We start from the raw sequence: 11,123 nt of genomic DNA on the forward strand, positions 1-11,123 counted from the left end.
GGTTTTAAAAAAATTGCTTATACGTAGCACTTTCATTATAATGACTACATTCATATTCATACACGCTTCCTATTGTATATTCGTTAGTTTTGCGAAATAATAAAGGATAGAAGTATGTACCAATATATACATAAAAAATTTTACAGCCTTAATATGAATAGGAGGAAAACATAATGACATTACAAGAACAAATTATGAAAGCATTACATGTTCAGCCTGTAATTGATGCGAAAGTAGAAATTCGTAAGCGCGTTGATTTCTTAAAAGATTATGTGAAAAAAACAGGTGCGAAAGGATTTGTCCTTGGAATTAGTGGCGGACAAGACTCTACATTAGCAGGACGCTTAGCACAGCTTGCAGTTGAAGAACTTCGTAACGAAGGTGGTAACGCAACGTTTATTGCGGTACGTCTTCCTTACAAAGTGCAAAAGGATGAAGATGATGCACAATTAGCATTACAATTTATCCAAGCTGATCAATCAACTGCATTTGATATCGCTTCAACCGTTGACGCCTTCTCAAATCAATACGAAAACTTATTAGGTGAATCATTAACTGATTTCAATAAAGGTAACGTGAAAGCACGTATCCGCATGGTTACACAATATGCAATTGGTGGACAAAAAGGTCTACTTGTTATCGGAACAGATCATGCTGCAGAAGCTGTAACAGGATTCTTTACAAAATTCGGAGATGGTGGTGCAGACCTATTACCATTAACAGGATTAACGAAGCGCCAAGGACGTGCTTTATTACAAGAATTAGGTGCGGACGAACGACTTTACTTAAAAATGCCAACTGCTGATTTATTAGATGAAAAACCAGGTCAAGCTGATGAAACAGAGTTAGGTATTACTTACGATCAATTAGATGACTATTTAGAAGGTAAAGCAGTTCCAGCTGACGTTGCTGAAAAAATTGAGAAGCGTTACACAGTAAGTGAGCATAAAAGACACGTACCAGCGTCAATGTTTGATGATTGGTGGAAATAACACATAAAAAAGAAGCTNNAGCTTCTTTTTTATGTGTTAGCGATATACCCCAACTCTTTTCTCTAATAAATCCTGTAAGCAATCTTCATGTTGTTTATTAAATAACGGTGGCATTTTATCTAACGGGAAAAACTTCAGATCTAATGTTTCATCACCGTCTATTTTTTTGTTCCCTCCGACAATTGAAAACTTAAAGAATATTACAATTGCCTGTGCCTGATCACCGTTCGGATATGTTTGAAAATATTTCGTATACACGCCAATGAACTCATCAATTTCCACATCATATCCTGTCTCTTCTTTAATTTCTCGAATCGCAGTCTCTGCAGCAGATTCTCCGATTTCCATTGCACCACCAGGAAATCCCCAAGCGTTAAAATCACCTCTTTTTTGCAGTAATACTTCTCCATGTTCATTCAACACACAACCACCCGCAAAATTTAAGAAAACAAAGTCGTGCCCTACTTTTTCACGTAATTCATTTATATAATTAGCCATCCTCTTCCCCTTTTCATACTTCTTCTATCGTTATTTTTTATCTTTTTCAAGCAATTCAATAATTCGATCTAACTTCTGATTTATATTGATAACATGTTGTTTTTTCGCAGAGTTGTTTTGCAGTAATTTTTTGATGAACAAAGTAAACGATATGAAAAACAAAACGATAAGTCCGATTACTAGACAAATATATATCAATGTAAATATGTTACTTTCGAACAAGTTCATTCAGCTTTCAAATCCTCCCCTCTTCATTCTATCATATAATTCAAAATATTTTAAAGTGATGAACAAATATAAAAAGAGCACCTTTTACAGATGCTCTTCTTCATTAATTAATACGTAAATGTAATTGTCGCTAATGAATAGCCTGTCATTGCACTATATGGTGCTACTTGATAAGATACACGCTTTGCACCTTTTGGCCAATTTATTTCATTTAACACTTTCTTTATATCTTGCATTGTCCCATCCATCGACTGTTTATATCGTACTTCTACTTTTTCTGGCTTACTAGCAAACTGTTGCTGTAATTTTTTCTTAAATTCACTGTAATTATCTGCCCCGTATTGTGCAGACAAATATTCTAAATTTGTTTCTTTTAACATTTGTTTATACGCAGCAGTTTTTGAACTACCTGCTTCTATTTTGTTTGTTAATTCACCAAAGTAACTTGTAGTTGCCGCTGGATATTTACTACGATCCCATTCATGGTCTTTACTTAACTGCTCGTCAGACATATTAAAATATGAATATGTTACGCGCCCAGCTTTATCTGGCACTGGATCATCGAATGTAGTATCAAGATGGTACCACTTGTTTTCAATGTTTACTAAATTCCACGCGTGAGCTTGTCCGTTTCCTGTACCTGTTACAATATGATTTTGAATACCTGCTTCTTTTAGCAATTCATATGTTAACAATGTATATCCTTGGCAAACGGCAGAACGATTCGCTAACGCTTCATACGCTGTATATGCTTGATAAGAAGTATCATAGGATACATGTTTTACAACATAATCATGAATAGCTTTCACTTTTTCATGTTCATCCATGCCTTGTTTAATGATAGAATTTACAATTGATTTCGCTTGAGACTTTACATACTGTGTTTGCTCTTTTGATTCACGATATTTCACTTGTAATGTAAATGTATAATTTCCAGGCATCCCTTTTATAGAATATTTAGTAGACTCCACATTATATTTCACATACTCATCAGCATCTACAATTTTATTATATTCTTTGTATAATTGATCCATAACATCTCTAGCATTTCTATCTTTTGTTTTATATGCGATTGTAATATTTTCATCTCGATTATCAATATGTTTTTTTAATTCTTTACGAAAATTTTCTAACTGCTTAGCATCTGATTGTGTAGTCACTACAGTTGATTTAGTTACCGCGTATGATACAGACGACGCGTGTAAGCCACCCATTACAATTGTTGAACAAAGTGCGGCAACTGTCACATACTTACTTGTCTTTCCCATCTTGTCACCCCTTACATTCTATAACTATACGAAAAAGCATCGTATAGTTTCAGAGTATACAATACTTTTTAAAATAGGTCATATGAGATTATGCATATTTAACATTTTAAAAATGGTTGTTCTTTTAGAAAAAGAACAACCATTTTTTTTAGCAAGTTTGTAACACACAGCATGTATTTTCAAAACATCGATTTTTTAAATCTTCATTTCCAATACAGAAATATAGCATTCCTAATTCTCCCCAAACCATATTACAATTTTTATGATCTGAATCAATTTGGAATAAAAGTGTCATTTGCTGTGGATCTATCCCCATGTATTGCCCTGTCTCATGTAATACTTCCTCTTGTACTGAGAATGGCTCACCAAACATTTGATGGTTATCGTAGTTATCTGGAATTAACTCCTCAAGTAATTGTAAGAAACGATCGGAATCTGCCTCATCTTCAATGAAAAGCTCAGGCAATTTATACGTCAGTTCAAAAGTAATAGCACATTGGTTATATTTCACTTGCGATTCATCTGCTCTACGTAATTGCTCTACAGGGATATCATAATAAAGTACACGTCCAGCTTTGGTAAGATCCACATCTTCTTCAAAGTAATTTTCAATACTAAAGAAATATAACATCCCTGTCCTAGGAAGATTGTGATCCATACCAACGTTTTGTAAATCACTTAAATTAAATTGGGCAATAAAATGCAACGGATTCCCTTTGTATATTGGATACTCAAATGAATCCGGCACATCAGGAGCCCCGCCCATTTTCGAACTGCCTATCGCCATTGTTTCCTGCTGCTTTGGCACAACTTTTATACAAGGAAATATAGTATTTACAAGCTCCTGTTTCAAATGTGTTAGTTCATGTTTATCAATTAATACTTCTATTTGCTGTTTCATAATTTCTGTTTCATTCTCCTTATATTTATATACTTATTTGTATCATAGCACAAAGATTATACTCCATTCATTGTAAAATCAACAAGCCTTCAAAAAAACGGGCTTATCCTTCATACGCGAACAAGTTTAAAAAAGCATAGTATACATTGTTCCTACAAACACGATAGTTCATTATTTCTTCCAGTACATTTTCCCCTCGTTCATTTTCATTTTTAATTTAAGGAGGAATTCCACATGGGTTACGGATATAGTTGCGGCGGTTACGGCGGTTACGGTTACGGCGGTAGTTGTGGTGGATGTGGTTATGGAGGTTTCGCTTTATTAATCGTTTTATTCATCCTTCTAATCATCATCGGAGCTAGCTGTTGGGGCGGCTTTGTAGGCTGCTAGTAAACTTAAAAACTATTGTAAAAAAGCACGTACAATACGTGCTTTTTTGCCATTTTCAAATTTCTTCATTTGAAAGGAAGTATGCTTTATGAAAATTGATGGTGTTTTTGAAGGAGGCGGCGTACGCGGAATTGCACATGTAGGGGCAATTTGCGCGTTAGCTGAAAAAGGTTATGAATGGGAGCGTGTAGCTGGAACATCAGCTGGTGCTATTATCGCAGCGCTCCTAGCAGCCGGATATTCTTGTTCCGAATTAAAAACAATCATAACCGACATTGATTATAACAAATTTATGAAGAAAACTTTTCTGGATAGAATCCCTTTTATCGGTAAAGGACTAAGTGCATGGTCTACTCTAGGTATTTATTCCAATGTATTTATCGAAGAATGGATTGAAGAATTACTTCGAAAAAAAGGAGTTCACTTATTTACAGATTTACCTGACTTAAACAAACTCAAAATTATCGCTTCTGATATAAGCAACGGTAAAATGGTTGTCTTCCCCGATGATTTACCAAACTACGGATTTTTAAATTATCGCTTCTCAATCGCTAAGGCCGTAAGAATGAGTAGTACCATCCCTTACTTCTTTGAACCAGTAAAATGGAGAACTCCAAAATGGAAGCAACCTTGTTATATGGTAGATGGAGGCATTTTAAGCAATTATCCAATTTGGATTTTCGACTCACCTACCTCTCCCCGCTGGCCAACTTTCGGATTTCATTTTGTAAAAGATGAGATTCAAGCTGATCCTGCCCACTATAAAGAGCCTATTTCTATGTTCAAAGGACTGTTTAAAACAATGATGCAAGCTCATGATTTACGTCATCTAGATAAGGAATCAAAAGCAAGAACAATTACAATTCCAACAGGAACAATTACAAGTACTAATTTTGAGCTAACAAAAGAAGAAAAAGAATGGCTTTACAATTCTGGTTATCATTCTGCAAATAAGTTTTTAGAATCTTGGAACTTCAGACAATATGTTGATGAATATAGAGACGAAAATCAGGATCGCAAAACAAATCGGTATTTCCGTCAACTTGACTCATAATTATATTATTTTCCCTATCACACTTTAATAGTAAATAAGCCTAATAATCTAGTACATTATTAGGCTTATTTACTTCTTATTTACTTTCCCATTATTTAAGGGTAAGTTAACCCTTCTGCTTCTTCTGCAGTAATTACTATATAACGATTTCCAGTTCTTAACCCTAGCAATTCTGCTTTTTCAATTGCATCCTGTTTTGTCTCTGCATAAGCAGCTAAATATTTATCCCCATCAATCATTTGGCAAATCACATATTGTTTCATCGTTTTCTCCTTTTACCCTGTAATTAATTGCGCGACCTTTTTTATTCCAACTTCAATTTCTTCTACAGTTGCATATGAATAAGAAAGGCGCAAAAATTGGTTTGCACTTCTATCATACAAAGTACCCGGATTTAATAAAATCTTTTCTTGCAAAGCTTTGTCAAATAAACTACGATTCGAAATCGGCACATTCACATGTAACCATATATAAAACCCACCTGTCGGTTCATGCCATGTCGCTATTTCACTACAATACTTCTTTAACATACTTACCATAAAGTCCCTACGCTTTTTAAGCTCACTTCTTACAAACTGTAAATGTTCCTCATACAATCCATTTGTAAACCACTCTGCCGCAATTTGCTGAGATATAGAACTCGAGCCATAATCTGTTTGCATTTTTATATCTGCCAATCTTTGAATCACTGGTTCAGATCCAACAATCCATCCAATTCTTAAACCTGGACTAATTACTTTAGACATACTTCCGATATGTAGTACGATCCCGTTTTTATCATATGATTTTAAAGGCTTTGAAACTGGTGCATCGATCCATAAGTCTTGATACACTGCGTCTTCTATAATAGGCAATCCAATTTCATTACATATTTCCATCACTTCTTTTCGTTTCTTCTCATTCATAGTAAAGTTCGTCGGATTATGAAAAGACGGAATTGTATATAAAATAGATGCATTAAATTGCTTCTTATATTTCGCAATATATGATGCATTTAGCCCACTCTCATCCATTGGCATTCCGATTAAACGCATTCCTGCTGATTGAAAAACATTAAGCGAATATAAATATGATGGTTTTTCTAATAAGATTGATGCCCCTTTCGGAAGAAGCCCCATAGAAATAAGTTGAAGTGCTTGAATGGCTCCTGAAACAATTAATATAGCGTCAGGAGATACATATACACCATGCTCTTTTAAATAGTCCGCAATTTTCTTCCTTAAATAAAGATTTCCTTTCGGCTCTTCATACCCAAGTGTCACGTTTGATTTTAAAAGCTTATTCATTATTACTTTCATCTTTTTTTCAGGTAAAAGACTTGGCGCAAGCTCTCCTGTTCCTAAACGAATCACATTTGGATAAAATTCAGCTTGATTAATCTCTTGAATAGCAGGAAGGTTCGGATAATGCAGTCCTGTTTCTACATAAGACTGCCAACTAGGAGGCGGGGCGTATGTTGAAGTATTCTCATTATTATTTACAACAAACGTTCCCTTCCGGCCATTTCCTTCAATATATCCTTTTGCCACTAATTCATCGAAAGCCATTACAATTGTGCTTCGATTCACACCAAATGTATGCGCCAAATCTCTTTGTGAAGGCAGTTTCGTTCCAATGGTCCATTCTCCATAAATGATTTTTTCTTTTATGTACGTTTCTATTTGTTTATATAAAGGAATCGGTAGAGACATATTTGGTTTCCACGCTAATCTTTCCATCAAATCACCTTACATTCTTTTTGGTTGGTAACCTCCCCAACCATATGGATGGATACAAATTTTCATTTCTTCTATACAATATACACTATCATAATGAATTTAAGTAGGAGGTAATATGATGAGTGACGCAATTATTCATGGTATCATTCTTGCATTCGGTCTTATCATTCCATTAGGTGTCCAAAATGTTTTCGTCTTTAACCAAGGTGCGAGCCAACCAAATATTTGGAGAGCAGCCCCTGTAGTATTAACCGCATCAATATGTGATACGTTACTAATCTTAATTGCAGTGCAGGGTGTCTCCCTTGTACTACTTACTTTTTCTTGGCTAACTAACACGTTATATATAATCGGATTTTTCTTTCTCATATATATGGGCTGGGTTATTTGGAGAAGCAACCCTTCCGATGATGTAAAACAAGAAAAAAACATGCCATTAAAAAACCAAATACTTTTCGCTGCATCGGTTTCATTATTAAATCCACATGCAATTTTAGATACAATCGGTGTAATTGGAACAAATTCCATTCAATACATAGGAAGTGAAAAATGGGCTTTTACAGTTGCCACTATTATTGTTTCTTGGATTTGGTTTATTTGCTTAGCTTTAGCGGGGAAATTTTTAAAAAGGCTAGACTCAACTGGAAAAACAATCGCATTATTAAATAAATTTTCAGGAATCATCATTTGGGGAGTCTCGCTTTATATGTTAAAACAAGTTATTTTTTAAGTAAAGAAAGAGAACCGCATGCTAATTACACATCATGCAGTTCTCTTTGTAATTATGAAGTAGGTTCTGGGTTTTGTTTTACCGTCTTTGTATCTTTTGCTGGTTTAATCCAAATCATTGCTATAACAGCACCAATAGCAGCGAAAATACTCGTTAAATAAAACACCTCGTGATCCGCCCCTTTCATAAAAAAAGAATATAGGGGTGGTCCAGCTGCTACACCGATAAATCGCATTGAACTATAAAATGACGTAACCGTTCCCCTCTGCCCCTTTTCAATCCCTTGTGTAATTAGGGCATCTAAACATGGGAGTGCCATCCCAATTCCTATTCCCATAATGACGAGACAAAGAAGCAGTAAATAAATCCCTTTCACAAATAAAGGGATTATGACTGATATAGCAGCTAGTAAAAAACCAATATAAATACATTTCTTCATAAGATTTTGATTATCTCCAATTTTTTTACCAGCCATATATGAACTAATTGATAGTACAAGCAAAGGAATAGCAAGTACACATCCTTTCCATATACCATGAATGTCATACTTTGACTCCAGTATAGTAGATAAATAAAAGAGAATTCCGAATAAAATGAGCATAATAATTGCACCTAGTATAAAAATGGAAATTAACCATCTTCCCTTTTCTCTAAACGTAGAGATAATAGATTGAATAAACTCTTTTAGCGGTGGTACTTCTCCTTCTTGTTTTTTTGCCTTTACTAATACCAGTAATAAAACAATCGAGACTACACATAAAACTGGAATCGCCCAAAATGGTAAGAACCATACAACGGCGGCTAGAGCAGACCCTAAAATAGGGCTGAGTACTTTCCCAAATGTATTTGATGTCTCAATGATTCCTAAACCTGTACTAACTTGTTTTTCATCTTTGTATAAATCACCAACACATGGTATGACAACTGGCATAGCACCGGCAGCACCAATACCTTGAATTGCTCTGCCAATAAGTATCCAATTGTATGGATTATCAACTTTCCATGATACCCAGCCAGTTACCGCACCTCCGATAGCTGCAATCAGTAAACTCGGAACCATTACCATCTTTCTTCCCCATCTATCTGATAAATAACCAGCAATCGGAATAAGTAAAATTGCAATGATAGAATAAATTGTTATAATCATGGATACTTGAAACGATGAAATATGTAATTTCTTTTCAATAGTCGGCAGGATTGGAATGAGCATTGAATTCCCTAATGTCATAACAAGTGGAACTGATGCAAGAGCAATTAAACAACAGTTTTCTTTTTTTAACATGTTGATTTCTGAACCTTTCATCATATATTTCTTACCATATAATAGCCCTGCTGGAACGTAATGTTCATTCCACCAGGGCTATTACATCGTTACTACTTACCATTCTCAACAAAAGAAATAGGTTAAAATATAGCATTATTTCTATTCTTTGAATCCAGTACGTTATATATTCATACCAATTAATTGAAAATAAAAAAGAAAGGAAGCATCCTTCCTTTCTCCTATAACCTTCTACATTTAGCGAGTATATCCGCCACCAAGCTGTTGTTCTGCCATCGCTACAAGACGTTTTGTGATTTCACCGCCTACTGAACCGTTTGCACGTGAAGAAGTATCAGCTCCAAGTTGTACACCGAACTCTTGTGCAATTTCATATTTCATTTGATCTAGAGCTGCTTGTGCTCCATGTGATGCCAATTGATTAGCGTTACGATTTCTAGCCATTACCGATCACCTCCTTATTTATATATAAATTGTGTTAAATTCAAAATTAAATACATGGTAATTTTTGGTATTTTACATATAAAAAAAGAGTCTCCTAAACGAGACTCTTGCATCATTTCACTTTATGAAGTTACTACTTCTGATTCTCTATTTGTTAATATCTTCATTTCTTCTTTCAGTATATCTTTCGCATTATGCCCAAACCATTCTAGTGAAGCAAAACAGTTAGTATCTCTCACTTCCTGGATGATCTCATCATAATTTACGATGCCTTCAAATAATGGAACCATACCAATACGGCTTCCCGCTGCTGCATATACATTATTAGGTTCAAACACATGTAAATAATCCGCTGACGATATATTCTTAAAATGATAATGTTGTATCCACGGCCTTAATTGATGGAAACTGTCTATTGGATCTGCACCAGACTCCCATATATGAAGAAAATCAAGGTTTATTTTCAAATTTGGATGATTTACTTCTTCTAATAATTTCAAAGTAGATGGCAAAGTATCCGTTAACGTATTTGGGTGTGTTTCTAATAGTACATACATATTGTGCCGAGCAAATAGATCACAAATCATACGAATTCGCTTCACGTACTCTTTTCTCTCTTGTCCCGAGAAATCCTTACTACCTTTTTGTCCAGCAAACGTACGAATTTTATTTGTATTAAACCAATTAACTAGCGTTACCAGTTGCTCACATTTCCTAATCGTTTTTTGAAAATCTGCTGATAATGATATGTCCAAATAATCACTTATCATCGTAACTTCTAAATTTTTATCCTTTAAATAATCTACTTCTCTTTCTGTCGTTTCACGCTCTTGCATATACAAATTTTGTGCATGAGTCCCCCACAATTCAATTCCTTCAAAACCGTTTTCGTATGCAAATTGAACAATATCAGTAAATGAAATTAATTGATGACGGAATGAAATGGTACATAGCGAATATTTCATAGGTTTAAACTCCCTTATCTTAAATTGAGTTAACTTTTTAAAGAGTTATGACAGATTGATTTGTCTTCCTATCTTTCCATGACAGAAACTGTCTCTCTAATTCATCCTTAATTTGCAGTTCAATTGTATTCATTTCATCTAACTTTTCAACAATTGAGAATAACATATCTTTATTGTTCGTCATCGCCATTTTAATTGCACGATACTGTACATTTGTAAATCCTTGTACAATATCTTCCACCCGATCACACCAATAATCAAAGTCTTGCTCTGAATATTGTAACGTTTCACGGAAATACGCAAAGGCATGTTCATAACTATATTTACGAATTGCAAGTACAGGTATTTGTTTTACTGCCGCTACAAGCCCAGAAACTGAATACCCATCTTCCTCGTTTGCCATTTTTATAATTAAATTTTTCAGCTCCATAGTCAGTTCATTGTCGTTCTTTTTGAATGTTTCCATGAAATAACTAGCTACCATTTCTTGTGTTGGTTCTTGAATTCCTTCAATATCAATGTAATACCCTCCGCCAAATGGATTGTCTTGAACAGAGTGAAGTACTTTTTCTCTTTCCATATTCCGATACGATAAACTTAACTAAATCTATACAATTCAATCAAATTTACACAAGTTAGTGCTTCATCGTGTT

Annotated in this window: 13 protein-coding genes and 1 pseudogene; 4 read left to right on the top strand and 10 right to left on the bottom strand. The window is 34.6% G+C overall.

Features of this window, described 5'->3' with window-relative positions:
* The first annotated feature begins 173 nt into the window (after positions 1-173).
* Positions 174-992 (top strand): ammonia-dependent NAD(+) synthetase, encoded by an 819-nt coding sequence (gene nadE, locus COI75_RS23345; RefSeq protein WP_000174876.1) that lies wholly within the window; start codon positions 174-176, stop codon positions 990-992.
* 36 nt (positions 993-1,028) lie between these two features.
* Here nadE and COI75_RS23350 read toward each other — a convergent pair whose 3' ends face one another.
* The 4 genes from COI75_RS23350 to COI75_RS23365 form a co-directional block, all read right to left on the bottom strand.
* Complete coding sequence (locus COI75_RS23350) at positions 1,029-1,490, bottom strand: NUDIX hydrolase (protein ID WP_098448656.1); 462 nt, start codon at positions 1,488-1,490, stop codon at positions 1,029-1,031.
* 30 nt (positions 1,491-1,520) lie between these two features.
* Complete coding sequence (locus tag COI75_RS23355; protein ID WP_001048098.1) at positions 1,521-1,718, bottom strand: DUF4083 domain-containing protein; 198 nt, start codon at positions 1,716-1,718, stop codon at positions 1,521-1,523.
* Between the two features lie 107 nt (positions 1,719-1,825).
* The gene (locus COI75_RS23360; protein ID WP_000520876.1) at positions 1,826-2,986 is read right to left on the bottom strand and encodes a transglutaminase domain-containing protein; all 1,161 of its coding nucleotides are present in this window, start codon (positions 2,984-2,986) and stop codon (positions 1,826-1,828) included.
* A 148-nt stretch (positions 2,987-3,134) separates the two neighbouring features.
* Positions 3,135-3,887, bottom strand: coding sequence for a YwqG family protein (locus COI75_RS23365; protein ID WP_000813163.1), 753 nt, complete (start codon positions 3,885-3,887; stop codon positions 3,135-3,137).
* A 234-nt stretch (positions 3,888-4,121) separates the two neighbouring features.
* On the opposite strand from COI75_RS23365, the gene COI75_RS23370 reads away from it, so the two are divergent.
* Complete coding sequence (locus COI75_RS23370) at positions 4,122-4,277, top strand: YjcZ family sporulation protein (protein WP_000540424.1); 156 nt, start codon at positions 4,122-4,124, stop codon at positions 4,275-4,277.
* 88 nt (positions 4,278-4,365) lie between these two features.
* Entirely contained in the window at positions 4,366-5,331 is a 966-nt protein-coding gene (locus COI75_RS23375) for a patatin-like phospholipase family protein (RefSeq protein WP_000686788.1), read from the top strand.
* A 95-nt stretch (positions 5,332-5,426) separates the two neighbouring features.
* Here the strand turns inward: COI75_RS23375 and COI75_RS23380 are convergent, their stop codons facing one another.
* Complete coding sequence (locus COI75_RS23380; protein WP_000816387.1) at positions 5,427-5,594, bottom strand: DUF3933 family protein; 168 nt, start codon at positions 5,592-5,594, stop codon at positions 5,427-5,429.
* A gap of 12 nt (positions 5,595-5,606) precedes the next feature.
* The gene (locus COI75_RS23385; RefSeq protein ID WP_000440228.1) at positions 5,607-7,049 is read right to left on the bottom strand and encodes an aminotransferase-like domain-containing protein; all 1,443 of its coding nucleotides are present in this window, start codon (positions 7,047-7,049) and stop codon (positions 5,607-5,609) included.
* 118 nt (positions 7,050-7,167) lie between these two features.
* On the opposite strand from COI75_RS23385, the gene COI75_RS23390 reads away from it, so the two are divergent.
* Positions 7,168-7,779: a LysE/ArgO family amino acid transporter gene (locus tag COI75_RS23390; protein ID WP_098448657.1), complete on the top strand. Its 612-nt coding sequence runs from the start codon at positions 7,168-7,170 to the stop codon at positions 7,777-7,779.
* Between the two features lie 52 nt (positions 7,780-7,831).
* Here the strand turns inward: COI75_RS23390 and COI75_RS23395 are convergent, their stop codons facing one another.
* From COI75_RS23395 to COI75_RS23410, 4 genes and pseudogenes are all read right to left on the bottom strand, one after another.
* On the bottom strand, positions 7,832-9,061 hold the full coding sequence (locus COI75_RS23395; RefSeq protein WP_002095719.1) for an MFS transporter: 1,230 nt from the start codon (positions 9,059-9,061) through the stop codon (positions 7,832-7,834).
* Between the two features lie 237 nt (positions 9,062-9,298).
* Entirely contained in the window at positions 9,299-9,505 is a 207-nt protein-coding gene (locus tag COI75_RS23400; protein WP_000113539.1) for an alpha/beta-type small acid-soluble spore protein, read from the bottom strand.
* A gap of 122 nt (positions 9,506-9,627) precedes the next feature.
* The gene (locus tag COI75_RS23405; protein WP_000877689.1) at positions 9,628-10,470 is read right to left on the bottom strand and encodes a sugar phosphate isomerase/epimerase family protein; all 843 of its coding nucleotides are present in this window, start codon (positions 10,468-10,470) and stop codon (positions 9,628-9,630) included.
* A gap of 37 nt (positions 10,471-10,507) precedes the next feature.
* Positions 10,508-11,053: pseudogene (locus tag COI75_RS23410) on the bottom strand (DUF6005 family protein); the annotation flags it as partial.
* Positions 11,054-11,123: the final 70 nt, after the last annotated feature.

Origin of the sequence: Bacillus cereus (assembly GCF_002564555.1) — a bacterium.
In the GTDB taxonomy this organism is placed as follows: Bacteria; Bacillota; Bacilli; order Bacillales; family Bacillaceae_G; genus Bacillus_A; species Bacillus_A cereus_K.